This is a genomic window from Pectobacterium sp. 1950-15 (assembly GCF_037136835.1).
Lineage (GTDB): Bacteria > Pseudomonadota > Gammaproteobacteria > Enterobacterales > Enterobacteriaceae > Pectobacterium.
The window spans coordinates 48,674-73,149 of sequence record NZ_JBBBQR010000016.1; the positions used below are offsets into that span (position 1 = coordinate 48,674).

A 24,476-nucleotide genomic window follows, 5' to 3' on the forward strand; every position below is an offset into this window, starting at 1 on the left:
ATTTGTGCATTGTAAATGCATGTTTGTGGTTTTTTAGCTGACTGATGTAAATAAGGGGAGGGGAATAACGCGGTATTCATTGTATGGGGGATCGTGTGCTGGAAGGAATCCTTTCTAAGAGTAAAGCGTTAGCGATATCAAAAAGAATGGGTACAATAATGTACCCATTCTATTAATTGCCAGATGGTATTATCTTTGAGTCTCTCTATCATACTTCAAACTGCGTGCGTTGGCTGAGGGCAGCGTATAGGAATACCTTGTTGCATTTGCCACAATTCGAATGAATTAAGTTATATTTTATTAAAATCAGAGGTTATCGCTGTTAGTCAATTATCTATTTTTATTATTTTCCTTTAATTACCATCTGGTTGTTAATTTATGACTTTTTGTATTATGCCTGAGAGTGTTGTTTTGCCTGCAATTCCTCTTTTCGCATTGTTCTGACAATCTTATAAATCCATTGCAGCGAGACATTATATTTTTTGGCCAGCGCACTGTGATTGCGCCCGTCAAATTCTTCATAGATTTGAAGATCGCGCTGAGAAGCACGCCAGGATATTCCCATTGGGAAATAAACGTTTTGTCCACCCCAGACGGTCATCATATGTTTGGCAACGGCATTGCCGACCAGCTCAGCGGTTTGCGGATCTAACTCTGTGACGTTTTTGACCGTATCGGCCACGTGTTGAGAAAGTTCAACCAGAAGCTCAGGACCTTTACTGCGAAATTGTGGTTCAGTCATAAATCACCTTATTGTTATGCATGTGTGTTGTTACTGACGTGAAAACTGGGTTGTTATCTTTGCAGAGATTGCCCTGCTGCTATGCGTCTATTTAAAACTATAGTTGTTTTCGTGTCAACATCTTTAGTTTTAATTTGAGTTGTTTTTGGTTGTAAAAAGAAATGACAACCTGCGGGGCTGCGCGCAGAAGAGACCAGATGAAGGGCAAAAAAATCCCGCCATAGGGCGGGAAAGGAACACAGAGACAGGATGAATAACACAACATCAACAAGGGTTGATGAAACAATAGCATGGTGATTGTATAAAACTGTGGCGTGTGGGTAAGGTTATCTGAGCGAGGGTAAACGTTTTTTAGTGGCGCGGCGTTTATCCATAACGCGACGATTGGCGGCAGAAACACAAAGCCGGTGTCCGTATCGGTCCACCGGCTTTAGTGAGAGGAAAAGAGAGACGGCAATGGTGCGGGATGCCGCCAGTATCGGGACTATAGCAGCACCGAATACCAGAACACGCGGCCAATAATCTCGACGTCTGATTCGTAAGCTTCTTCGTCAGCTTCGCGATTGAAGCTATGGATGACGAGAAGGCCGCCAGGTTTGCGATAAAGCTGCTTGATTCGCTTGAGCTTATCGTTACCGCCGCCTTCCTGAGCGATGGCGTAGAGCTTGCCATCAATGATGCGTTTGTTGTTGGTATCAACCGCGACAGTGGTTCCATCAGGAATGATGGGTTCCATGCTGTCGCCCGCTGCCGGGAAACAAAGCACCCCTGAACCGTCCGTATTTGCGCCAACCTTACGCAGCGTAGCTTTAGAAAAACGGAGCTTAAAGCCGTTGTAATCTTCGCTTTGAACGCGTCCGTCGCCGCAGGCAAACTCAATATCCTTTAAAAAGGGCACTTCCACCTCGTCCTCTGATAGTTCTGTCGTGCTGTCCCAAGCTGATACGGTGCCCCATTCTGATTTTGGCGGAATGCTCGATTCCTGGACAGGTCGAGTTATCCCGTCGCTACGCATTGGGTCTTCGCCGTTTGCCAACCATTCAGGGCGAACATGTAGTGCATTGGAAAGCTCAACAATTTTGGTTGTCTGCGACGCTTTCCCCACCTCGATCTTCTGTATGGCGGCCTGAGATACGCCAATCAGGTCGCCAAGCGCTTTTTGGCTAAGCCCCTGTGCGATTCTGGCGGTCTTTAATCGTTCTGCAAGTGTCGTTTTCATCCGTTCAATGTACAACCTAGGTTGTCACTTATCAAGCGGGTATTAATCTTGTTTAAAAAAAACCAAAGTTATCTTTCATGGTGGACGCACGAGTTGTTCATTAAAGACAACTTTAAAAACGATTTAAGTTGTTATTTAGGGCTGCAAACCCGTCTGGATAGATGAGATAACGCTGGCATATATAGGCGCGATTGCTCGACTATCAAAAATCCTAATAAGTATTAGGCGGTCATAGTATCATCTTATTCCACCCCTGATTTGCTTTAAACGTGTGTGTCACTTGATCTAAATCACAATCCGACGGCATGCATTTTGCTCTTATGGAAATCCCGCTGTGGGAAATATAACCAATAAATTCGTTTCATTAAGCATGCGCATGACTGCGTGTCGCGGAGGATGTATGTCTGTAATTCGCACGTGTTTAAGTCTGTTTGGTGGTGATACGGTAATCGTTCGGTGTGCAAATACATTTGAAGTGCAAATGAGCAATGGTGAACAGGAAACATTGGCTGAAGAGAATAGTGCTACGCAGGATTCTATTTGTCGTCATGCGGAAGGCGAAGTGTATTTAACGGTACCTTATACCGGGATTTGGGATGTTGTGATCCGAGCAAAAAACGACACGCCTGAGCATTCAATAACCTATTTTCCTGCCTGATGATTCCCCGGTTGGTTATATTCTGTTAATAACTTGATAATATGTTGTCGTTATCAATCGTGATGATTTGAATATACCAACCGTCCCCTCCTTTCTTTTTTCTTCCATTGTTCAACGTTGTGAGTGCGTCGGTATCTTTCTATTTCGCTTTTCATCTATCATCTTAATTGATACTTCCACTTGTTATTATTAATGATTCGAAGGGATGATAGAGTCTGGATCTTTTGCCATACTCAACACTCAGCCGCTACGCGTCGTGATTCTAGGCAAGAGAAGGGGCTTTGGTTTGATAACACTGGCCCGCTGTTCTTATCGTGCTCATTGCTGCAACATTTTGGATTTATAGCTAAATTTTTGTCTAATCTGAACATTAAATACGATGGGAGGGGGGAACCCATGAGTCGTGCCCCAATAAGCAAAGATGAAGACAAACGTCTTGCTGCTCTTCGTGAGTATGGAATTAAGAACGTATTATTTGACCCGAGTTTGAGTAACCTGATTAGTCTGGCCGCTAACATCTTTAGCGTGCCTATCGTTTTGGTGTCGTTGGTGGAGGCTGAACGCCAACTGTTTGCCGCCAGTGTGGGGGTTCCTTTTTGTGAAACGCCTCGCGATATCTCCTTTTGCGCGCATACGATCCTAAAGAAAAAGATCATGGTGGTGCCCGATGCATTCAAGGATGCGCGTTTTAAAAGTAACCCGCTGGTTGTGGGTGTTCCCTACATTCGTTTTTATGCCGGTATCCCCTTAATTACGCCGTCCGGGCATGCCATTGGCACCTTGTGCATTATCGATTTAAAACCCAGAGCGACATTCACCAAACGTGATGAGCATAATTTGCAGGATCTGGCTTCATTAGTGATGGACAAGCTGGAAATGCGGCGTTTGGAGCTGGCGCGTAAAGCCAGTCAGGTCCGTTTTGAAAATATTGCCAATACCTCGCCTGATACCATTCTGTGCGTTAATGAGAAGGGGATGATCACCTTCTGGAATACCGCCGCGGAACATATGCTGGAATATACTGACGAGGAAATTATTGGTCGCAGTATTAATACCATCGTGCCCGATGCCTTTGTCGTACAGCTTAATCATCTGGTTGCCGACCGTGATTCGCTGATGAAAGGCGTGACGCTGGAACTGAATGTGCAAGCCAAAAGCGGTAGCCTGGTCCCGGTTGAATTGTCGGTTTCTATGTGGGAAGACAACGACAATATTAGCTATGGCGCAATATTGCGCGACATTACAGAGCGGCGACGCAATGAGGAACGCCTGTTTTTGCTGGCGCATCTGGATCCGTTAACCGGGTTGGCAAATCGCACGCTGCTGACATCCAATCTGGAAACCGCGCTAAAGAATGAACCCGCAGTCTGCATCATGATGGTCGATCTGGACGGATTTAAAGATGTGAATGACAGCCTGGGGCATTCCAGCGGCGATAATATTCTGGTACATGTCGCCAAAAAAATAAAAGCCACGGTTCGCTCCGGTGATGTTGTCGCGCGAATGGGGGGGGATGAGTTTGCGCTGTTGTTTCCCGGTCTGAACGATAAAAAAGTCGCGGGGAAAATTGCTGAGCAGATTATCCATGAAATTTCGCAGGCGATGATTATTGACGATCATCAAATCAATATTAGCGCCAGCATTGGGGCGGTGCTGTACCCAGAATATGGGCTGACCGTACAGGATCTTTTGACCAGCGCGGATTTAGCACTGTATCAGGCGAAATCTGAAGGCCGAAACTGTTATCGCTTCTTTACGCGTGAGCTGCTTGAAGTTTTTCAGGCCAAGCACGCCTTCCAGCTCGAGTTCGTGCGGGCTTACGAGCAGAATGAATTTGAGATGTTCTACCAGCCACAGGTAAAACTGGCGACAAATGAGATTGTTGGCGCAGAGGCGCTGCTGCGCTGGCGTCACCCGGAAAGAGGATTACTTGGCCCTGCCGCTTTTCTTACTGCACTGGAAAATGGCCCGTGGGCGGAGCGAGTCGGTGATTGGATTGTCGAAACGGCATGCCGGCAGGCGGCGGAATGGTGTCGGGAGAGCGACAGCTATTTTCGCATCAGCATTAATCTTTTCAGCGCACAGTTTCGTACCGGCATGTTGGCGCAAAAAATTATGGATATTCTTGCACGTACAGGATTGCAGCCAAGCTCGCTGGAGCTGGAAATCACGGAAAATATCATCTTGCGTTACGATGAAAACATGCTGCAGCCGTTAAAAGCGCTGCGTGAAGCGGGAATCGGTATTGCCTTTGACGACTATGGGACAGGCTATGCGTCCCTTAGTATGCTTAAAAACTACCCGGTGACTCGGTTGAAGATCGATCAGACTTTTGTCAGAACGATGTGTGAATCGCCACCGGACGCGGCGATTGTCCGAGCGATCCTGTATCTCGGGAAAAGTTTTGGTCTGGGCGTGATTGCAGAGGGTGTAGAAACATTAGAACAGAGCGAACGACTGCGGGGTAAAGGGTGTGAGGAAGCACAGGGATACCTGTTTGGGCATCCGATGCCTGCGGAGGAGTTTACTCAGCTACTGAAATTGAATAAGCCTATAGACGTTTAAGTTAGTAAATAGACGGATAACGGTTGTGCTATACCCCTCTTTTCCAAAAGCCAGCGTCCGCTGGCTTTCATCCTTTCGCACGGCACACGCGGCTAATAGACTAAAAAGTGGAATCCGGATCACATTTTTTCTATAGTGCAGGCTTGTAAACCTGTACCGGATATCCCGTGCACGAAATATTTGAGATGCTCCTTGCGGTCTTCGACCGCGCCGCGCTGATGCTGATTTGCCTGTTTTTCCTCACCAGAACACGTCAGTTCCGGCAATTACTGCAAAAAGAGCAACACTCGCCGGGAGAGCGCGCGACGGTGACAGCCATCTTTTCACTGTTTGCGCTGTTCGGCACCTATTCCGGTATTAATGTTGAAGGATCGCTCGTCAACGTGCGCGTCATTGCCGTGATGTCTGGCGGTATTCTCTTCGGCCCCTGGGTGGGGATTGCGACCGGTATCATCGCGGGAGTGCACCGCTATCTCATTGATATCGATGGCATCACTTCCGTACCTTGTCTGATTACCAGCATCATCGCCGGTATCACTTCCGGCTATATCAATAAGAAAGTCAAAAAAGAGCAGCAGTGGAGCATCGGGATTCTGGGCGGCATGCTGTGCGAATCGTTAACGATGCTGCTGGTTGTGGCATGGGCGACGCCGATCGAATTAGGACTGGATATTGTTTCAAAAATTGCGGTGCCGATGATTCTCGGCTCTGTCTGTATTGGCCTGATTGTCTTGCTGGTGCAGAGCGTGGCGAATGAAAAAGAGGTGATTGCTGCCAGACAGGCCAAGCTCGCGCTGGATATCGCACATAAAACACTGCCGTATTTCCGCAATATCAACAGCGATTCGCTGACGGCCATCTGTCGCATTATTCGTACTGAGATTAATGCGGATGCGGTGGCGATAACGAATACGCAGCATATTCAGGCTTATGTGGGGATTGGGGAAGAAAAATATAATATCGGCCACGACATTATTAGCCCAATGACGCAACAGGCGATTCATGATGGGAAAATCATCATTAAAAATAATGATGAACAGCACCTGACGCCAGAAATTCATTCGATGATTGTCATTCCGCTGTGGGAACACGGGCAGGTGACCGGTACGCTGAAAATCTATTATCGTCATGCCCACAAAATTACCTATTCATTACGCGTGATGGCCGTCGGTTTATCACAAATCATGTCAACGCAAATTGAGGTATCCCGCACCGAGCAGCTGCGAGATATGGCAAATAAGGCGGAACTGAGAGCGCTACAAAGTAAAATCAACCCGCACTTTCTTTTTAATGCGCTGAATGCGATTTCTTCATCGATTCGTATTAATCCCGATACCGCGCGCCAACTGGTGATCAATCTGTCGCGTTATTTGCGCTATAACCTCGAGCTTAACGATGATGCGTTGATCGATATAAAAAAAGAGCTGTACCAGATACAGGATTATATCGCGATTGAGCAGGCGCGGTTTGGCGCCAAACTGACGGTGATTTACGACATCGATGACGATCTGGCGTATAAGATCCCCAGTTTATTAATTCAGCCGCTGGTGGAAAACGCGATTGTGCATGGCATTCAGCCTTACAGAGGGAAAGGAACCGTAGTGCTGTCCGTGAAAGAGCAGGGCGATAGGCTGTTGGTGGCGGTAAAAGACACGGGACACGGTATTAGTCAGGAAACGATGGATCGTGTGGCACGTAATGAGTTACCGGGGAATAGAATCGGCCTGCTAAATGTCCATCACCGCGTTCGCCTGCTCTATGGCGATGGTCTGCATATTCGCCGTCTGGAACCGGGAACCGAGATTTATTTCTACATCCCGCGAGAAGATAAAATACCGTCGGCCTTGCCGGATACCATTCAGGTACCGCCGCCGGGATATTCTGCTGCTGAACAAATAGGAGGCAACCCATGAAAGCCATTATTGTTGAAGATGAGTTCCTCGCGCAGCAAGAGCTGAGTTACCTCATCAAACAGCACAGTGATATTACGATTGAGGCGACATTTGATGACGGGTTGGATGTACTGAAGTACCTGCAACATAACGAGGTCGATGCGATCTTCCTGGATATCAATATTCCCTCGTTGGACGGCGTCTGGCTGGCGCAAAATATCAGCAAATTTGCGCATAAGCCCTACATCATTTTTATTACGGCGTACAAAGAACATGCGGTGGAGGCCTTTGAAGTCGAAGCCTTTGATTACATTCTTAAGCCGTATCATGAATCACGTATCGTCACGATGCTGCGTAAACTGGAAGCAACCTGGCAACAGCGGCAAATGACTCCCGCTGTCGACACGGGCGCGTCTTCTGGTGCGCCGAGAAGTGCGCAGCACACCATTAACCTGATGAAAGACGAACGCATTATCGTGACGGATATCAACAATATCTATTATGCCGCGGCGCAGGAAAAGGTCACGCTGGTTTATACCCGACGTGAGGAATTCATCATGCCGATGAATATTACGGAGTTTTGTAGTCGTTTGCCGGAAGAGTATTTCTTCCGCTGCCACCGCTCTTACTGTGTCAACCTGACAAAAATCCGTGAAATTGTGCCGTGGTTTAACAACACCTATATCCTGCGATTGAACGATCTGGATTTTGAAGTACCGGTAAGTCGGAGCAAGATAAAGGCGTTCAGGTCATTGATGCGCCTTTAAAGGCATTTCATTCCGCGTTTCAGGCATCTCATTCCCTATTCGATCAACCACTGTCAGCCCGCTTGTATACTGGCTTCAGCCCATAAGCTGACAGTGTTTTGATGGATTTTTTCTTCTCCACATCAGCTTATATTTTTTAGCGTACCGAGTGAATCGGACCACTTTTTGATGTAGGGGAAAACCCATGAATACCAAACCTGTTAACCGGGGATTGATTGTCCTCGGTACCATTATCACCCAAATGGGACTCGGCACGATTTACACCTGGAGTTTGTTCAATCAGCCGCTGGTGGACAAATTTGGCTGGACGCTGAGTTCAGTAGCAACAACGTTTTCCATCACCAGTTTCTGTCTGGCCTTTGCCACGCTATTTGCCGGTAAGTTTCAGGAGCGTATTGGCCTGCGTCGTTTGACCATGGTTGCTGGCATTGCGCTCGGGGCAGGGTTGATGGCGAGTGCGGTGAGCCCGTCGCTGACGCTGATTTATCTACTAATGGGCGTGGTGGTCGGTTTTGCTGACGGTACGGCTTACATCACGACGCTGTCCAACCTGATCAAATGGTTCCCAAATCGCAAAGGGTTAATCGCGGGCATTTCTGTTGGCGCATTTGGTACCGGAAGCCTGCTGTTCAAATACGTAAACAGCTTTTTGATTGCAGAAGTGGGCGTGTCAGAAGCCTTTTTCTACTGGGGGATTATCGTGATGGCGATGATTCTGGTCGGTAGTTCACTGCTGAAAGAACCCGCTGCGGTGCCGGTTCAACAGGCTGCGGCTCAGGGACAGACGCGAGATTTTTCGCTGGCTGAAATGTTGGCAACGAAAGAATCGTATTTGCTGTTTATTATCTTCTTCACCGCATGCATGAGCGGCCTGTATTTGATCGGTATTGTAAAAGATATCGGTGTACAAATGGCCGGGATGGATATGGCGATGGCGGCCAATGCCGTGTCGGCGATTGCGATTTTTAATACCGTAGGACGCATTGTCCTTGGCGCGCTTTCTGACAGTGTTGGGCGTATGCGGGTAATCAGCTTTACGCTTTTCATGACGATTCTTGCGGTATCCGTGATGACGTTCCTGCCGCTCAATCCGGTGCTGTTCTTTATCTGTGTCAGCGCGATTGCTTTCTGCTTTGGTGGCAACATCACCGTGTTCCCAGCGATTGTCGGTGACTTCTTTGGCCTGAAAAATCACAGCAAAAACTATGGCGTCATTTATCAGGGATTCGGCATTGGCGCGTTATCTGGCTCATTTATTGCCGCTCAGCTCGGTGGCTTCCAGGCTACATTTATGGCCATCATCATTATGTCAGTCGTGTCGCTGCTGATTACCTTGTGGGTCAAACCACCTAAACACCAACCGGTCAGCACTTCACTACGTGCGGATATGGCACACGCACAAAGTTAATAGCACATCGTGGCGGGCAGACCGTTCTGCTCGCCACAAGATTGTCCTGTCATAGTTCCTCTCTTACTGGCTGAAATATCGCGATACAGTTCACCACTTCCCCAGTCATATCCATGTCACAGGTAAATCCTAGCGTCGTTATCAGCGCCGCGTTTTCCTAAAACACCTTTTCCAGCACGACATTTTCCTAAAAGCAGCGCAGTTTTCCTAAAAACAAAGAGTACCGGAGAAAACATCATGATGATTCGGTTTAGGCTCACGTCTGTTTTTCTGATGCTGTTAAGTATGGTTTTGCTCGTCCCGCAGTCTGCCAGGGCGGCCGTTGAACTGACGTTTTGGCATGGCATGGACAGCAACCTGAATACGGAATTGATACGGTTGGTCAACCGGTTTAACGAATCCCAGACGGCATACCATGTTGAACCCATCTATAAGGGCAGCTATGAACAGACGCTGGCTGCGGGTATTGCCGCGTATCGCACCGGTAACGCACCGGATATTTTGCAGGTTTATGATGTCGGTACGCCGAATATGATACACAGCGGGGCGATTATCCCAGTGTTCGACCTATTCAAACAGGTAGGTATCGATAATGACGAAAAAGCCTTTCTGCCCGCGGTGGCACTGTTTTACAGCGACAGCCAGACCGGGCATCTGATTTCCCAACCGTTTAACAGCTCAACCCCCGTTCTCTATTACAACAAAGATGCGTTTATTAAGGCGGGGCTCGATCCTGATAAGCCTCCGCGAACCTGGAATGAGCTGGCGTACGATGCGGCGCGGCTGCGTCAGAGTGGGATGACGTGCGGCTATACGAACGCAGGACAGCAGGGGTGGATATTGCTGGAAGCGTTTAGTGTGTGGAACGGGCTGCCGATCGCAACGAAAAACAATGGGTTCGACGGTATTGATGCGCATCTGTTGGTAAACGGTCCGTTGCAGGTCGCACACATCACCCAGCTTGCGGAGATGATGAAAAAGAACGAATTCAGCTATTTTGGCCGCAATGATGAAGGCACCGCCCGCTTTTATAACGGCGACTGCGGCATATTAACTAGCTCATCGGGCGGGCTACGCAAGATCCAGAACTATGCCAAATTTCACTACGGTGTAGGCATGCTGCCTTACAGCGAAGACGTTAAAGGCGCGCCGCAGAATACGTTTATCGGAGGGGCAAGCCTCTGGGTCATGAAAGGGAAAGCGGCCTCGCATTATCAAGGCATTGCAGAATTCCTGCATTTCCTGACGCTGCCGGAGAATGCCGCTGAATGGCATCAGATGACGGGCTATCTGCCGGTGACACAACCCGCTTACGAACTCACGCGCGAGCAGGGGTTTTATGCCAGATACCCCGGCAGCGATGTTGCTATGAAACAGCTCACCAATAAACCGCCGCTGCCTTATACGCGCGGGTTCCGCTTGGGCAATATGCCGCAAATTCGCACCATCATGGATGAAGAGCTGGAGAAGGTCTGGGCAGAGCAGGAAACGCCACAGCAGGCGCTGGACAATGTGGTTTCGCGGGGCGATCTCCTGTTGCAGCATTTCGCACAGTCGGTTTCCCGTCATTCGTGATATTTCCCGTTTATTTGGAGTCTTTGACTGATGACAAAGCACAATAAAGGTATGACTCAGGACGTGATCGCAGCGCAAAACGCGACGGTTCTGGCAGTGGCACATCGCGGTGTTTGGACATCGGCACCGGAAAATTCGCTGGCGGCGCTGCGCGAGGCGATTCGTCTGGGCATCGATATCGTGGAGATTGATGCGCAATTGACAGCAGATAGCCACGTTGTTGTGATTCATGATGATACGCTCGATCGCACGAGCGATATGCGCGGTCGCGTTAGCCAAATGACGCTGGCGGATGTTCGCCAGGCACGTTTGCGCGGGAGCGACGGCAGTTCGGCATGGCCATTGAGTGACGAAAAGGTGCCGCTGCTGTATGAAATCCTCGAAGAGGCGCGAGGACGGGTTGTCATCAACGTGGATGTTAAACATGAGCACGAATTTGGTGTGATCGCCCGTGATATTCGCGACAAAGGCCTGAGTGCGGGTGTGATCATGAAAAGTCCGGTTGATCTTGCTTCTGCCCATTTTCCTATTGTATCGCCGTCGCAGGATACCCAGATACCCTATATGCCGATGATCCACCTCAAATGGGGAGAAACTGCCGACATTTTGCGGCAGATTGATGACATTGGCGTCGCTATTGTGGAAGCCAACTTTGATCATATTGAGGCGGTGACCGAAGCGTATGCCGAGTTTCAACGGCTTGGGGTACGGATTTGGGTGAACACGCTGGATTGCTCGCATTCTCTCGACTATAGCGACACGCGCGCCTTAGCGGATCCTGACGCCGTATGGGGTGCATTAATTCGTGCGGGGGTGGGGGCGATTCAGGTCGATCACGCCGACGCGTTTATCGATTTTCGATCAACACGGTCACGTTGATACATCAGGATTAGCATCAGGCAGGACGCCGCTTTCCTTTTGAAAAATGTAAAGTTATGTGGATTTAGTAACTGAAAAGTTAAGAATGCTTGAAAATGCCACGGCAACCCATACGATGTAGGTGTTGCAAACTTTATCTTTCTGCGAGAGGAAATCAGACCTTTATGATGCGTATTGCGCTTTTCCTGATCACCAACCTGGCGGTGATGTTGGTTTTCGGGCTGGTACTCAGCCTGACGGGAATTCAGTCCAGCAGTGTCCAGGGCTTAATGATTATGGCTGGGCTGTTTGGCTTTGGCGGTGCGTTTGTTTCACTGCTGATGTCTAAATGGATGGCGTTACGGTCCGTTGGCGGTGAAGTCATTGAACAACCACGTAACGAAACGGAACGCTGGCTGATGGAAACCGTTCGTACTCAGTCACAGCAAGCGGGGATCGCGATGCCGCAGGTGGCAATCTACCATGCGCCGGACATCAATGCGTTTGCGACGGGAGCCCGTCGTGATGCGTCGCTGGTGGCAGTCAGTACCGGTTTGTTGCAAAACATGAGCCGTGACGAAGCTGAAGCCGTTATCGCGCATGAAATCAGCCACATCGCGAATGGCGACATGGTGACCATGACGTTGGTTCAGGGGATAGTGAATACTTTCGTTATCTTCGTTTCTCGTCTGATCGCTCAGGTTGTTTCCGGTTTCCTGTCCGGCAACCGTGATGAAGGGGAGAGCAGTAACGGTAACCCGCTGGTTTATTTTGCTGTCGCGACCGTGCTGGAACTGGTGTTTGGTATTCTTGCCAGCATTATCACCATGTGGTTCTCGCGCTACCGTGAATTCCATGCGGATGCGGGTTCCGCCAAGCTGGTGGGGCGTGAGAAAATGATCGCTGCACTGCAGCGCCTGAAGACCAGTTATGAACCGCAAGAGGAAAGCAGCATGATGGCTTTCTGCATTAACGGAAAATCGAAATCCTTCAGCGAACTGTTTATGTCTCACCCGCCGTTGGATAAGCGTATTGAAGCGCTGCGCTCCGGCGATTACCTGAAGTAATTCACGCTATTTTCTTCCCAAAGGCCCGCTCGGGCCTTTGTTATTTCTGCGTTTATTGATCCAGCAAACCTGCGTTTTCTCCGTTCGTGTGTTTTCATTAGATCTGAAACTGGTGGTGAAAACATGAAGAATGTTTTATAAAATAAAACCACGATCACGGAAAAATGAAACATTGTTTCTATAATGCCGATATAACAGGCGTCTCGCGTGAGATTGGTGGCCTGATTTTTGAACAACCGGTGTCGGGGTAACCCGTTTGCTGGCGATCGGAATGTCAGGTTATCGAAGAGTATGCGCGTGTGGCGTCAGATTCTTCATGATAAGTTCTAAGGATTTACGGATGGCCAAAGGTAACAAGATCCCCCTAACGTTTCATACCTACCAGGATTCAGCAACCGGCACCGAAGTTGTGCGCTTAACCCCGCCCGATGTTATCTGCCATCGCAACTATTTCTACCAGAAGTGTTTCTTCAATGACGGCAGCAAGCTGCTGTTTGGCGCTGCGTTTGATGGCCCGTGGAACTACTATCTGCTGGATTTAAAAGAGCAGAGCGCCACGCAGTTGACGGAAGGCAAAGGCGACAACACCTTCGGCGGCTTCCTGTCCCCGAATGACGATGCGCTGTATTACGTTAAAAATACCCGTAATCTGATGCGTGTCGATCTGGAGACTCTGGAAGAGAAAACGATTTATCAGGTGCCTGACGACTGGGTTGGCTACGGTACTTGGGTTGCTAACTCCGATTGCACCAAAATGGTCGGTATTGAGATCAAAAAAGAAGACTGGAAACCACTAACCGATTGGAAAAAATTCCAGGAATTCTACTTCACTAATCCTTGCTGCCGCCTGATTCGTGTCGATTTGGTCACGGGCGAAGCACAGACTATCCTTCAGGAAAACCAGTGGCTGGGTCACCCAATCTACCGTCCAGGTGATGACAACACGGTTGCTTTCTGCCATGAAGGCCCGCATGACCTGGTTGATGCCCGTATGTGGTTCATCAACGAAGATGGCACCAACATGCGTAAAGTGAAAGAGCATGCTGAAGGCGAAAGCTGCACCCACGAATTCTGGGTACCCGATGGTTCAGCGATGATTTATGTCTCTTACCTTAAAGATGATAGCAATCGCTATATCCGCAGCATCGATCCGGTTACGCTGGAAGATCGTCAACTGCGCGTCATGCCGCCGTGTTCTCACCTGATGAGTAACTATGATGGCACGCTGTTGGTCGGTGATGGTTCCGATGCGCCAGTCGACGTGCAGGACGATGGTGGCTATAAAATCGAGAACGATCCGTTCCTGTACGTTTTCAACCTGAAAACCGGCAAAGAACACCGTATTGCACAGCACAATACATCCTGGGAAGTGTTAGAAGGGGACCGTCAGGTGACTCACCCGCATCCTTCTTTCACGCCGGATAATAAACAAGTCCTGTTTACTTCTGACGTAGATGGTAAACCTGCGCTGTATCTGGCGAAGGTTCCTGATTCAGTCTGGAACTAATAATACTAATAAATCCGCGTCACATTTTATGGCGCGGATTATTTTAAAATATTTACTTACATATTATTTTATTAAGTCTCTGACGCGGTTATTTCTCAAACTTAACTTGATTATCGTTATTGCTCCATTGCCATAATCAAAGCGTTCCCTTTATACTAAAACCATTGTTCTATTTTTTTTAAAACAAAAAAACCTGAGTAGGGTAACCACAAAAATGGCTATTGCAGATTTAGATAAACAACCCGATTCCGTGTCGTCCGTTTTAAAGGTTTTTGGTATTTTGCAGGCATTAGGTGAAGAGAGAGAAATTGGTATTACCGAGCTTTCTCAGCGAGTCATGATGTCCAAGAGTACCGTTTACCGCTTCTTGCAGACGATGAAATCCCTGGGCTATGTCGCGCAGGAAGGTGAATCAGAGAAATATTCGCTAACGCTCAAGTTGTTTGAACTTGGGGCAAAAGCATTGCAGAACGTCGATTTAATCCGTAGTGCGGATATACAGATGCGTGAGTTGTCTGCTCTAACGCGGGAAACGATCCACCTTGGCGCGTTGGATGAAGACGGCATCGTTTATATCCACAAGATTGATTCGATGTATAACCTGCGTATGTATTCGCGCATTGGTCGCCGCAATCCACTACACAGTACCGCAATCGGTAAAGTGCTGCTGGCATGGCGCGATCGTGGCGAAGTGGAAGAAATTCTGTCGACTGTTGAATTCACCCGCAGTACGCCACACACGCTGTGTACTGCTGAAGATCTTCTCAACCAATTAGACGTTGTCCGCGAACAAGGCTACGGAGAAGATAACGAAGAACAGGAAGAAGGGCTGCGTTGTATCGCTGTGCCAGTATTCGATCGTTTTGGCGTGGTGATTGCTGGCCTCAGTATTTCTTTCCCGACGATTCGTTTTTCAGAAGAAAACAAACACGAATATGTGGCTACGCTGCATACTGCCGCCAGAAATATCTCTGAGCAAATGGGCTACCACGATTACCCGTTCTGATATTCTCTATCGATACCTGAGCCTGTCCTTACCGACAGGCTTTTTTTATGGTGTGTCATCCCTGGCTGTCGCAAGCAACGTTGAAAAACGCTCTCCACGTTTTTTATTTTTGCACCAATACGATAGCGCTGCGTATCGATACGATATGGGGAACGGATAGAGTTGGGTATCGAACTTGGCTACGTCACGGTGTTAAGATAGCCCACAGGTCCTGTCATAAGTGGTTATAAGTGGAGTCGTTGTGAACATATTAGAAGTGGTTTTTGTCTTGCTGGTTGTGCTGCTGGCCGCGCTGATCTGGTTTTTTGTTAATCGGGCGAGCGTCAGAGCGAATGAGCAAGTGAAATTGCTGCAAGAGATCGTAGAGCAGCAACGCCAGCAGTTAGCGTTATTGAAAAAATTGCTGCCCCAGAATGCAGAGAAAAGTGAGCCTGAAGCGCTTACTGCCGATTTCGAGCGTGATGACGTGGAATTAACGTTTAAAAGTGTCATTCCTGAACGTTAATGTCGCCATCACTGTGTCGCGTTTAACCCCCTATCTCTTTGCCTGTTTGCGTCATCCTTCCTACTGATGACGTGAGCAGGCATTGTTATAAAAATGAAGAAGGCTTTACAGGAAGCACAAAAATAACATGGCAAATGCGCAAAACAACATAGCAAACGATCAACAGGAACTGGTTTTAAAACGAGGGTTAAAAAACCGGCATATTCAACTGATAGCGCTGGGCGGCGCGATTGGTACCGGATTGTTTTTAGGGATATCGCAGACTATCCAAATGGCCGGGCCGTCCGTTTTATTGGGCTACGCTATTGCCGGAATGATTGCATTTCTGATCATGCGACAGCTGGGTGAGATGGTGGTGGAAGAGCCCGTAGCAGGTTCATTCAGCCATTTTGCCTATAAATATTGGGGCGACTTTGCGGGCTTTCTGGCCGGTTGGAACTACTGGGCGATGTTTATTCTGGTAGGAATGGCTGAACTGACGGCTGTGGGGATTTATATCCAATACTGGTGGCCCGAGACGCCAACCTGGCTGTCCGCAGCGATATTTTTCGTACTCATCAATCTGATCAATCTGGTGAATGTGCGGATGTTCGGGGAAACGGAATTCTGGTTCGCCATTATCAAAGTGCTGGCCATCGTCGGGATGATTGTTTTCGGTAGCTGGCTGTTGCTGAGTGGCAATGGCGGCGAAACGGCCACGGTGCGTAACTTATGGATTCATGGCGGATTCATGCCGAATGGCGCAAGTGGATTGATCATGGCGATGGCCGTGATTATGTTTTCATTCGGCGGACTGGAATTGGTGGGGATCACCGCTGCCGAAGCTGCCGATCCGAAACGCTCTATCCCTCAGGCGACCAATCAGGTGGTCTATCGCATCCTGATTTTCTATATCGGTGCGCTGTCTATTTTGTTGTCGCTTTATCCGTGGGGAAATGTTGTTGATGGCGGTAGTCCGTTTGTTCTTATCTTCCATGCGCTGAATAGCAATATGGTGGCAAACGTACTTAACATCGTGGTACTCACGGCGGCGTTATCGGTTTACAACAGTGGCGTGTACTGCAATAGCCGGATGCTGTACGGTTTGGCAAAGCAGGGGAATGCGCCGAAGTCTCTCGCGAAGGTCAACGCGCGCGGTGTCCCCGTTCGCTCTATCGCGCTATCAGCACTAGCGACATCGTTCGGCGTCGCGATAAACTACCTGATGCCAGGCAAAGCCTTTGAGCTGTTGATGGCGCTGGTGGTGTCGACGCTGGTGATTAACTGGATCATGATTTGTTTTGCACACCTGCGTTTCCGTCAGGCGATGATTGAGAAGGGGATTGTTCCTGCATTCAAAGCCTTCTGGTATCCGTGGGGCAATTACGTGTGTCTGGCGTTTTTGGCGGGGATTTTAGTGATTATGCTGTTGTCGCCGGGAATTCGCATTTCGGTCATTTTAATTCCGTTCTGGATTGCTGTTATTTGGCTCGGTTTCCGATTCTCCCGCAAAAATAACGCGGCGCTGAAGTCGGAGCAAACGCAGTAAACACTTCCGTGGCCTGTTCATCATGCGGTAACGGTGTGCAGGCTACCCATCCGGCTTTAATACACCACTTATAAGGTGTATTATTGTCCCCGACGTTATCCATGTCACGCTAGTGCACGCCTTTAGTCGTGTGCATCATGTGTATATATTTCACAGAGTACAGAGAAATAGCATGGTTAACACTTTTGATTTTCAATTGATAGACGATTTTTTGCATGTGAGCTTTCGTGTGGCTCACCACTGTAAATAAGGGAATTATAATGCCAGTTATCACCCTTCCTGATGGAAGTCAGCGTCATTACGACCACGCCGTTTCTCCCCTGGATGTTGCACTTGATATCGGTCCCGGTCTGGCAAAAGCCTGTATCGCCGGACGCGTCAATGGCGAGCTGGTTGACGCCAGCGATAAGATTGATACCGATGCGCAGTTAGCCATCATCACCGCCAAAGATGAAGCGGGTCTGGAAATCATTCGCCACTCTTGTGCGCACTTATTGGGCCATGCGATCAAGCAACTGTGGCCAGATACCAAAATGGCGATTGGTCCGGTTATCGATAACGGTTTTTACTATGACGTAGATATCGACCGTACCCTGACTCAGGAAGATATTGAGCTGCTCGAAAAGCGTATGCACGAGCTTGCTGACACCGACTATGACGTCGTTAAGAAGAAAGTCAGCTGGCAGGAAGCGCGCGATGCGTTTGCTGCGCGCGGTGAGACCTACAAAATGGCGATTCTGGATGAGAACATCAGTCGCGATGATCGTCCGGGTCTGTATCACCATGAAGAATACATCGATATGTGCCGCGGTCCGCACGTACCGAATATGCGTTTCTGCCACCATTTCAAATTGCAGAAAACGTCGGGCGCTTACTGGCGTGGCGACAGCAAAAACAAAATGCTGCAACGTATCTACGGCACGGCATGGGCGGACAAAAAGCAGTTGGCTTCTTACCTGCAACGTCTGGAAGAAGCGGCTAAGCGCGACCATCGCAAGATCGGCAAACAGCTGGACCTGTATCACATGCAGGAAGAAGCGCCGGGTATGGTGTTCTGGCACAACGACGGTTGGACAATCTTCCGCGAGCTGGAAGCGTTTGTGCGCATGAAACTGAAGTCGTACCAGTATCAGGAAGTAAAAGGTCCATTTATGATGGATCGCGTGATGTGGGAAAAAACCGGTCACTGGGAAAACTACAAAGAAGCGATGTTCACGACCTCATCAGAAAACCGTGAATACTGCATCAAGCCGATGAACTGCCCTGGTCACGTACAGATTTTCAATCAGGGCTTGAAATCATACCGCGATCTGCCGCTGCGTATGGCTGAGTTCGGTAGCTGTCACCGTAATGAACCATCAGGCTCTCTGCATGGCTTGATGCGTGTGCGTGGCTTTACTCAGGACGATGCGCACATCTTCTGTACGGAAGAACAGGTTCGTGATGAAGTGAACAGCTGCATCAAGATGGTGTATGACATGTACAGCACCTTCGGTTTTGAAAAAATCGTGGTGAAACTGTCTACGCGTCCTGAAAAGCGTATCGGTAGCGATGAAATGTGGGATCGCGCTGAAGCCGATTTGGCCGCAGCGTTGACTGAAAATAACATCGAATTTGACTATCAGCCGGGTGAAGGGGCGTTCTACGGCCCAAAAATTGAATTTACCCTGCATGACTGTTTGGATCGAGCGTGGCAGTGTGGTACGGTGCAACTCGACTTTTCATTACCGGGTCGCCTGAATGCGTCTTACGTTGGCGAAAGCAACGAACGTCAGGTGCCGGTTATGATTCACCGGGCTATTTTGGGATCAATGGAGCGTTTCATCGGTATTCTGACCGAAGAATTCGCCGGTTTCTTCCCAACCTGGTTAGCTCCGGTTCAAGTGGTGATTATGAATATCACCGATACCCAGTCTGATTATGTCAACGAATTGACCCGAAAACTGCAAGAAGCGGGCATTCGCGTAAAAGCAGACTTGAGAAATGAGAAGATAGGCTTTAAAATCCGCGAGCACACTTTACGGCGGGTTCCCTATATGCTGGTTTGTGGCGACAAAGAAGTTGAGGCAGGAAAAGTTGCTGTCCGTACTCGTCGCGGTAAAGACCTGGGGAGCCTGGATGTCAGTGAAGTCATCAGTAAGCTGCAGCAAGAGATTCGCAGCCGTAGTCTTCATCAATTGGAGGAATAAGGTATTAAAGGCGGAAAACGAGTTCAACCGGCGCGTCCTAATCGCATCAACAGAGAAATTCGCGCACATGAGGTACGCCTGACAGGCGTCGAAGGCGAACAGCTTGGCATTGTCAGTCTGAATGAAGCATTAGAAAAAGCCGAGGAAGCAGGTGTTGATTTAGTTGAAATCAGTCCGAACGCCGAGCCGCCGGTTTGCCGAATCATGGATTACGGCAAGTTCCTCTATGAGAAGAGTAAGGCCACAAAGGAACAGAAGAAGAAGCAAAAAGTTATTCAGGTCAAGGAAATCAAATTCCGACCTGGTACCGATGATGGCGACTATCAGGTCAAACTACGCAACCTGATTCGCTTTCTGGAAGATGGTGACAAAGCCAAAATCACACTGCGTTTCCGCGGTCGTGAAATGGCGCACCAACAGATTGGTATCGAAGTGCTTAACCGCGTTCGTGACGATCTGAGTGAACTGGCTGTCGTCGAATCCTTCCCAACGAAGATCGAAGGCCGTCAGATGATCATGGTGCTAGCACCGAAGAAGAAACAGTAAGGCACTCAAGTAACAGAACCGCGCGGCTTTTATCTTGCGTTAAGCAATAAATTTGTGCGGTTTTGTTCGCCTTGTCTGATTCGTTTTATTAACAATGCGAAGTGGAAATAAAAATGCCAAAGATTAAAACAGTACGTGGCGCCGCTAAACGCTTCAAAAAAACCGCCAGTGGTGGTTTCAAGCGTAAGCATGCTAACCTGCGTCATATTCTGACCAAAAAGTCAACTAAGCGTAAACGTCACCTGCGTCCAAAAGGTCTGGTCTCCAAAGGGGATCTGGGTCTGGTTGTCGCATGTCTGCCGTACGCATAAGTAACCTTTTTTTAATTCAGAATAAGACTTTAGGAGAGAGCATATGGCTCGCGTAAAACGTGGTGTAGTTGCCCGTGCACGTCACAAGAAAATATTGAAACAAGCGAAAGGTTACTACGGTGCCCGTTCGCGCGTTTATCGTGTTGCCTTCCAGGCAGTAATCAAAGCTGGTCAGTACGCTTACCGCGACCGTCGTCAACGTAAACGTCAATTCCGTCAGCTGTGGATTGCACGTATCAATGCAGCAGCCCGTCAAAACGGCTTGTCTTACAGCAAATTCATCAACGGCCTGAAAAAAGCCTCTGTTGAAATTGACCGTAAGATTCTGGCTGATATCGCAGTATTCGACAAATTAGCGTTCAGCGCTCTGGTCGAAAAAGCGAAAGCAGCACTGGCGTAAGTCAGTTGAGAGAGGGAGCTTTAGCTCCCTCTTTTCGTCAGGCATCACAGATTTTTTATTGTTCTCGACCCTTTTTTATTCACAAGGCTTCTTGTGATTCTCAAGACAAGGTAACGCAAGTATGAATGCTGCTATTTTCCGTTTCTTTTTTTACTTTAGCGCCTGAACTCAGGGGGCTTTGCGCGTAAGAAAAGAAACGAAAAGTAGCGCTTAAGCCTCCCTAAGGGAGGCTTTTTTGTTTACGACAATCGGTTTTTGCTATTGTTTTTAGTAATATTTATCGCTTTAGTAAAACGACATTCTTCAATCATGACCGTTGGCCACATAGGCAGAAAAAGAGGAACACAATGCCACATCTCGCAGAGCTGGTTGCTAAAGCCAGAACAGCTATAGAAGAGGCCCAGGATGTTGCCGCACTGGAAAATGTGCGTGTCGAATATCTGGGTAAAAAAGGTCACTTAACCCTTCAGATGACCTCGCTGCGCGAGTTGCCGGCTGAAGAGCGCCCTGCTGCGGGTGCCGTTATTAACCAGGCTAAGCAAGACGTTCAGGACGCGTTGAATGCCCGTAAGCAGATGCTGGAGTCCGCTGAGTTAAATGCGCGTCTGGCGCAAGAAACCATCGATGTATCCCTGCCGGGCCGCACTATTGAGAACGGCGGTCTGCATCCGGTGACGCGCACCATCGATCGCATTGAAACCTTTTTCGGTGAGCTGGGTTTTTCAGTCGTAACCGGGCCTGAAATCGAAGACGACTATCACAACTTTGATGCGCTGAATATTCCAGGTCATCACCCTGCGCGTGCGGACCATGACACGTTCTGGTTCGATGCGACACGCCTGCTGCGTACGCAGACGTCTGGCGTTCAGATTCGTACGATGGAAAAGCAGCAACCGCCGATTCGTATCATTGCGCCGGGTCGCGTTTATCGTAACGATTACGATCAGACTCACACGCCAATGTTCCATCAGATGGAAGGGTTGATCGTCGATAAAGACATCAGCTTCACCAACCTGAAAGGTACGCTGCATGATTTCCTGCGTAATTTCTTTGAGGAAGATTTGCAGGTTCGCTTCCGTCCGTCTTATTTCCCGTTTACCGAGCCGTCCGCTGAAGTGGATGTGATGGGTAAAAACGGTAAATGGCTGGAAGTCCTGGGTTGCGGCATGGTGCACCCGAATGTCCTGCGTAATGTCGGTATCGATCCAGAAGTTTATTCCGGTTTCGCGTTCGGTATGGGTATGGAGCGTCTGACGATGCTGCGCTATGGCGTGACCGATCTGCGTGCATTCTTCGAAAACGATCTGCGTTTCCTCAAACAGTTTAAGTAAGGCGGGTATACATCATGAAATTCAGTGAACTCTGGTTACGCGAGTGGGTAAACCCGGCGGTTGATAGTGAAACGCTATCCGAACAAATCACAATGGCAGGGCTGGAAGTGGATGGCGTTGAGCCGGTTGCTGGCGCATTCCACGGTGTGGTTGTTGGTGAAGTGGTTGAATGTGGGCAACACCCGAACGCAGACAAACTGCGTGTAACAAAAGTGAATGTAGGCGGCGATCGCCTGCTGGATATCGTGTGCGGCGCACCGAACTGTCGTCAGGGCCTGAAAGTGGCGGTAGCGACGGTAGGTGCCGTGTTGCCGGGCGATTTCAAAATTAAAGCGGCCAAACTGCGTGGCGAGCCGTCTGAAGGCATGCTGTGCTCATTTTCCGAATTGGGGATTTCCGACGATCACGATGGCATTATCGAACTGCCAGCCGATGCGCCGATTGGCACGGATATTCGTGACTATCTGAAACTGGATGACAATGCGATTGAAATCAGCGTGACGCCAAATCGTGCTGATTGCCTCGGTATCATCGGCGTGGCGCGTGACGTGGCCGTGTTGAACCAGTTGGCGTTGAATGCACCGGCTATTGAGCCTGTTGCTGCAACCATTCAGGATACGTTCCCGATTCAGGTTGATGCGCCGCAGGCATGCCCGCGTTACTTAGGCCGTGTGGTGAAAGGCATCAACGTTAAGGCGGCAACGCCGCTGTGGATGCGTGAAAAACTGCGCCGCTGTGGTATTCGCTCTATCGACCCGGTGGTGGACGTGACGAACTATGTCCTGCTGGAACTCGGACAGCCGATGCATGCATTCGATCTCGACCGCCTCAATGGTGGCATCATCGTGCGTATGGCGAAAGAGGGTGAAGCACTGACGCTGCTGGATGGCAACGAAGCGAAGCTGAATGCGGATACGCTGGTGATCGCTGACCAGCAGCATGCGCTGGCGATGGGCGGTATCTTTGGCGGCGAGCATTCTGGCGTCAATGACGCTACGCAAAACGTTCTGCTGGAATGTGCCTATTTTAATCCGCTGTCGATTACTGGACGCGCACGTCGTCACGGTTTGCACACCGATGCTTCCCACCGCTACGAGCGTGGCGTTGATCCGGCATTGCAGCACAACGCTATTGAGCGCGCGACTCGCCTGCTGATCGATATCTGTGGCGGTGAAGCAGGCCCGGTTGTTGATGTTACCAGCACGGCAGACCTGCCGACGCGTGCAACGATTACGCTGCGCCGTGAGAAGCTGGATCGTCTGATTGGACATGTGATTGCCGATGAGCAGGTTAGCGATATCCTGCAACGTCTGGGCTGTAACGTCGTGAAGACCGATGCAGGCTGGCAGGCGACGGCACCAAGCTGGCGTTTCGACATGGAAATTGAAGAAGATCTGGTCGAAGAAGTCGCGCGTATTTACGGCTACAACAATATTCCGAATATTCCGACTCAAGCGCCGTTGATCATGACCTCGCATCGCGAAGCGTCACTGTCATTGAAGCGTGTGAAGACATTATTAGTCGATCACGGCTATCAGGAAGCAATTACTTACAGTTTTGTTGACCCGAAAATTCAGGGATTAATCCACCCTGATGAAGCGTCGTTGAGCCTGCCGAGCCCGATTTCCGCGGAAATGTCGGTGATGCGTTTGTCGCTGTGGAGCGGCTTGCTGAGCGCGGCGGTGTATAACCAAAACCGTCAACAAAGCCGCCTTCGCCTGTTTGAAAGCGGGCTGCGTTTTGTACCGGACAGCAGTGCTGACCTGGGCATTCGTCAGGATCTGATGCTGGCGGGAGTGATTACCGGTACGCGCTATGAAGAGCATTGGGATCTGGCGCGTCAGGCTGTTGACTTCTATGATTTAAAAGGCGATTTAGAAGCTGTACTGGCATTGACGGGCAAGCTGTCTGAAATCGAATTCAAGGCCGAAAATAATCCGGCATTGCATCCGGGACAAAGTGCTGCTATTTATCTGGGCGAAGAACGTATTGGATTTATTGGCGTTATTCACCCAGAACTGGAGCGCAAGTTGGATCTCAACGGGCGCACCGTGGTGTTTGAACTGTTGTGGGATAAGGTCGCAGACCGCGTATTACCTGAGGCGAACGAGGTTTCCCGCTTCCCGGCGAACCGTCGTGATATTGCCGTTGTGGTCGCTGAAAATGTTCCCGCTGGAGATATTTTGGCCGAGTGTAAGAAAGTTGGCGCAAATCAGTTAGTTGGCGTAAACTTATTCGACGTGTACCGAGGGAAGGGCGTAGCGGAAGGTTATAAGAGTCTGGCTATCAGTCTGACCCTGCAAGATACCACGCGTACACTGGCAGAAGAGGAAATTGCTGCTACCGTTGCAGAATGCGTAGCAGCATTAAAACAGCGATTCCAAGCATCCTTGAGGGATTGA

At 49.2% G+C, this 24,476-nt stretch carries 21 protein-coding genes and 1 other annotated feature; of the genes, 19 read left to right on the forward strand and 2 right to left on the reverse strand.

All coding sequences use genetic code 11. The annotated features are described in order from the left end of the window. Positions 1-391: 391 nt before the first annotated feature. Together WCT94_RS16670 and WCT94_RS16675 are read right to left on the reverse strand one after the other, a co-directional pair. Positions 392-742, reverse strand: coding sequence for a Mor transcription activator family protein (locus WCT94_RS16670; protein ID WP_180776898.1), 351 nt, complete (start codon positions 740-742; stop codon positions 392-394). 484 nt (positions 743-1,226) lie between these two features. Beyond that, positions 1,227-1,961, reverse strand: coding sequence for an XRE family transcriptional regulator (locus WCT94_RS16675; protein ID WP_336870472.1), 735 nt, complete (start codon positions 1,959-1,961; stop codon positions 1,227-1,229). Between the two features lie 400 nt (positions 1,962-2,361). On the opposite strand from WCT94_RS16675, the gene WCT94_RS16680 reads away from it, so the two are divergent. The 19 genes from WCT94_RS16680 to pheT all read left to right on the forward strand — a co-directional run bounded on the left by WCT94_RS16680 (position 2,362) and on the right by pheT (position 24,476). Beyond that, complete coding sequence (locus WCT94_RS16680) at positions 2,362-2,619, forward strand: hypothetical protein (protein WP_336870474.1); 258 nt, start codon at positions 2,362-2,364, stop codon at positions 2,617-2,619. Between the two features lie 396 nt (positions 2,620-3,015). Next, positions 3,016-5,184, forward strand: coding sequence for a sensor domain-containing phosphodiesterase (locus WCT94_RS16685; protein ID WP_336870475.1), 2,169 nt, complete (start codon positions 3,016-3,018; stop codon positions 5,182-5,184). 167 nt (positions 5,185-5,351) lie between these two features. Next, positions 5,352-7,097: a sensor histidine kinase gene (locus WCT94_RS16690; RefSeq protein ID WP_336870476.1), complete on the forward strand. Its 1,746-nt coding sequence runs from the start codon at positions 5,352-5,354 to the stop codon at positions 7,095-7,097. Beyond that, a complete protein-coding gene (locus tag WCT94_RS16695) occupies positions 7,094-7,843 on the forward strand; it encodes a LytR/AlgR family response regulator transcription factor (RefSeq protein WP_336870477.1) in 750 nt (249 codons plus the stop codon). The genes WCT94_RS16690 and WCT94_RS16695 overlap by 4 nt, the downstream gene beginning before the upstream one ends. A 184-nt stretch (positions 7,844-8,027) precedes the next feature. Further along, on the forward strand, positions 8,028-9,251 hold the full coding sequence (locus WCT94_RS16700; protein ID WP_336870478.1) for an L-lactate MFS transporter: 1,224 nt from the start codon (positions 8,028-8,030) through the stop codon (positions 9,249-9,251). A 237-nt stretch (positions 9,252-9,488) separates the two neighbouring features. Continuing rightward, positions 9,489-10,826, forward strand: coding sequence for a sn-glycerol-3-phosphate ABC transporter substrate-binding protein UgpB (ugpB, locus tag WCT94_RS16705; protein ID WP_442955498.1), 1,338 nt, complete (start codon positions 9,489-9,491; stop codon positions 10,824-10,826). A gap of 30 nt (positions 10,827-10,856) precedes the next feature. Next, positions 10,857-11,705, forward strand: coding sequence for a glycerophosphodiester phosphodiesterase family protein (locus WCT94_RS16710; RefSeq protein ID WP_336870479.1), 849 nt, complete (start codon positions 10,857-10,859; stop codon positions 11,703-11,705). A 164-nt stretch (positions 11,706-11,869) separates the two neighbouring features. Beyond that, complete coding sequence (gene htpX, locus WCT94_RS16715) at positions 11,870-12,751, forward strand: protease HtpX (RefSeq protein WP_225087955.1); 882 nt, start codon at positions 11,870-11,872, stop codon at positions 12,749-12,751. Positions 12,752-13,091: 340 nt separating this feature from the next. Continuing rightward, positions 13,092-14,258: an oligogalacturonate lyase gene (ogl, locus tag WCT94_RS16720; protein WP_225087956.1), complete on the forward strand. Its 1,167-nt coding sequence runs from the start codon at positions 13,092-13,094 to the stop codon at positions 14,256-14,258. Between the two features lie 214 nt (positions 14,259-14,472). Continuing rightward, positions 14,473-15,264, forward strand: coding sequence for a DNA-binding transcriptional regulator KdgR (kdgR, locus tag WCT94_RS16725; RefSeq protein ID WP_319847579.1), 792 nt, complete (start codon positions 14,473-14,475; stop codon positions 15,262-15,264). Positions 15,265-15,505: 241 nt separating this feature from the next. Further along, positions 15,506-15,769, forward strand: coding sequence for a YebO family protein (locus WCT94_RS16730; RefSeq protein ID WP_336870481.1), 264 nt, complete (start codon positions 15,506-15,508; stop codon positions 15,767-15,769). A 127-nt stretch (positions 15,770-15,896) separates the two neighbouring features. Beyond that, the gene (locus WCT94_RS16735; protein WP_336870483.1) at positions 15,897-17,297 is read left to right on the forward strand and encodes an amino acid permease; all 1,401 of its coding nucleotides are present in this window, start codon (positions 15,897-15,899) and stop codon (positions 17,295-17,297) included. Positions 17,298-17,557: 260 nt separating this feature from the next. Continuing rightward, the gene (thrS, locus tag WCT94_RS16740) at positions 17,558-19,486 is read left to right on the forward strand and encodes a threonine--tRNA ligase (RefSeq protein ID WP_319847582.1); all 1,929 of its coding nucleotides are present in this window, start codon (positions 17,558-17,560) and stop codon (positions 19,484-19,486) included. 3 nt (positions 19,487-19,489) lie between these two features. Continuing rightward, positions 19,490-20,032, forward strand: coding sequence for a translation initiation factor IF-3 (gene infC / locus WCT94_RS16745; protein ID WP_015840132.1), 543 nt, complete (start codon positions 19,490-19,492; stop codon positions 20,030-20,032). A gap of 113 nt (positions 20,033-20,145) precedes the next feature. Then, positions 20,146-20,343 carry a 50S ribosomal protein L35 gene (gene rpmI / locus WCT94_RS16750; RefSeq protein WP_081137701.1) on the forward strand — a complete coding sequence of 66 codons (198 nt, stop codon included), beginning with the start codon at positions 20,146-20,148 and terminating at the stop codon, positions 20,341-20,343. 43 nt (positions 20,344-20,386) lie between these two features. Beyond that, on the forward strand, positions 20,387-20,743 hold the full coding sequence (gene rplT / locus WCT94_RS16755) for a 50S ribosomal protein L20 (RefSeq protein WP_005968887.1): 357 nt from the start codon (positions 20,387-20,389) through the stop codon (positions 20,741-20,743). A gap of 116 nt (positions 20,744-20,859) precedes the next feature. Further along, positions 20,860-20,983 (forward strand) — a sequence feature (Phe leader region). Further along, complete coding sequence (pheM, locus tag WCT94_RS16760; protein ID WP_106120997.1) at positions 20,865-20,909, forward strand: pheST operon leader peptide PheM; 45 nt, start codon at positions 20,865-20,867, stop codon at positions 20,907-20,909. (Overlaps the previous feature by 45 nt.) 107 nt (positions 20,984-21,090) lie before the next feature. Then, positions 21,091-22,074 carry a phenylalanine--tRNA ligase subunit alpha gene (gene pheS, locus WCT94_RS16765; RefSeq protein ID WP_039489639.1) on the forward strand — a complete coding sequence of 328 codons (984 nt, stop codon included), beginning with the start codon at positions 21,091-21,093 and terminating at the stop codon, positions 22,072-22,074. A 14-nt stretch (positions 22,075-22,088) separates the two neighbouring features. Continuing rightward, positions 22,089-24,476 carry a phenylalanine--tRNA ligase subunit beta gene (gene pheT / locus WCT94_RS16770; protein ID WP_336870486.1) on the forward strand — a complete coding sequence of 796 codons (2,388 nt, stop codon included), beginning with the start codon at positions 22,089-22,091 and terminating at the stop codon, positions 24,474-24,476.

Excerpts from the sequence above, each read along its gene's own strand:
- rplT (WP_005968887.1), top strand. The coding sequence starts at position 20,387 with ATGGCTCGCGTAAAACGTGGTGTAGTTGCCCGTGCACGTCACAAGAAA.
- WCT94_RS16685 (WP_336870475.1), top strand. The coding sequence starts at position 3,016 with ATGAGTCGTGCCCCAATAAGCAAAGATGAAGACAAACGTCTTGCTGCT.
- WCT94_RS16680 (WP_336870474.1), top strand. The coding sequence starts at position 2,362 with ATGTCTGTAATTCGCACGTGTTTAAGTCTGTTTGGTGGTGATACGGTA.
- WCT94_RS16670 (WP_180776898.1), bottom strand. The coding sequence starts at position 742 with ATGACTGAACCACAATTTCGCAGTAAAGGTCCTGAGCTTCTGGTTGAA.
- pheS (WP_039489639.1), top strand. The coding sequence starts at position 21,091 with ATGCCACATCTCGCAGAGCTGGTTGCTAAAGCCAGAACAGCTATAGAA.
- WCT94_RS16675 (WP_336870472.1), bottom strand. The coding sequence starts at position 1,961 with ATGAAAACGACACTTGCAGAACGATTAAAGACCGCCAGAATCGCACAG.
- ugpB (WP_442955498.1), top strand. The coding sequence starts at position 9,489 with ATGATGATTCGGTTTAGGCTCACGTCTGTTTTTCTGATGCTGTTAAGT.
- WCT94_RS16735 (WP_336870483.1), top strand. The coding sequence starts at position 15,897 with ATGGCAAATGCGCAAAACAACATAGCAAACGATCAACAGGAACTGGTT.
- pheT (WP_336870486.1), top strand. The coding sequence starts at position 22,089 with ATGAAATTCAGTGAACTCTGGTTACGCGAGTGGGTAAACCCGGCGGTT.
- WCT94_RS16695 (WP_336870477.1), top strand. The coding sequence starts at position 7,094 with ATGAAAGCCATTATTGTTGAAGATGAGTTCCTCGCGCAGCAAGAGCTG.
- htpX (WP_225087955.1), top strand. The coding sequence starts at position 11,870 with ATGATGCGTATTGCGCTTTTCCTGATCACCAACCTGGCGGTGATGTTG.
- WCT94_RS16710 (WP_336870479.1), top strand. The coding sequence starts at position 10,857 with ATGACAAAGCACAATAAAGGTATGACTCAGGACGTGATCGCAGCGCAA.
- ogl (WP_225087956.1), top strand. The coding sequence starts at position 13,092 with ATGGCCAAAGGTAACAAGATCCCCCTAACGTTTCATACCTACCAGGAT.
- thrS (WP_319847582.1), top strand. The coding sequence starts at position 17,558 with ATGCCAGTTATCACCCTTCCTGATGGAAGTCAGCGTCATTACGACCAC.
- WCT94_RS16700 (WP_336870478.1), top strand. The coding sequence starts at position 8,028 with ATGAATACCAAACCTGTTAACCGGGGATTGATTGTCCTCGGTACCATT.
- rpmI (WP_081137701.1), top strand. The coding sequence starts at position 20,146 with ATGCCAAAGATTAAAACAGTACGTGGCGCCGCTAAACGCTTCAAAAAA.
- kdgR (WP_319847579.1), top strand. The coding sequence starts at position 14,473 with ATGGCTATTGCAGATTTAGATAAACAACCCGATTCCGTGTCGTCCGTT.